Origin of the sequence: Streptacidiphilus monticola (assembly GCF_042658505.1) — a bacterium.
GTDB classification, from domain to species: Bacteria; Actinomycetota; Actinomycetes; order Streptomycetales; family Streptomycetaceae; genus Streptacidiphilus; species Streptacidiphilus monticola.
The window spans coordinates 1-511 of the sequence record NZ_JBHSQJ010000116.1 but is presented as its reverse complement, the minus strand read 5'-3'; the positions used below and the strand labels follow the sequence as shown (position 1 = coordinate 511).

The following is a 511-nucleotide window of genomic DNA, read 5'->3' as shown; positions in this document are numbered from 1 at the left end:
CGGTCGAGATCGCCGCCGCCCGCGCCGAGGCCGAGGCCGAACTGGCCAGGCTGCGTGCCGACTTGGAGAGCGAGGCGGAGCAGGTCCGCGCCGAGGCCCGGGCCCACCGCGAGGCGGAGGCCGCCGCGGCGCAGGCCGACCGCGAGGCGGCCGAGCAGGAGCTGGCCGCCGCCCGCGAGGAGGCGCGGCAGATCCTGGCCGAGGCCGTCGAGCACGCGGAGGCCGAGGCCCACGCGGAGGCCCAGCGGCTGCTCGCGGACGCGGAGGAGAAGCGGGCCGAGGCCGAGCGGCTGCGCGCCGAGGCGGGGGACCGCGCCCGGGCCGAGGCGGAAGCGGTACTGGCCGAGGCGCAGTCGCGCAACGAGGCCGCCCGGGCGGCGCTGGCCGCGGCGCGGACCGAGGCCCAACGGCTGACCGCCGAGGCGGCCGCCCAGGCCGAAGCGGCTGCGGAGGCCCTGAGGCAGCAGGCTGCTGACGAACTGTCGGCCGCCCGGGCCGAGGCGGACCGGCT

Annotated in this window: 1 pseudogene; it reads left to right on the top strand. The window is 80.8% G+C overall.

Annotated features, from left to right (window positions below):
- Window positions 1-511: pseudogene (locus ACFP3V_RS24525) on the top strand (hypothetical protein); the annotation flags it as partial.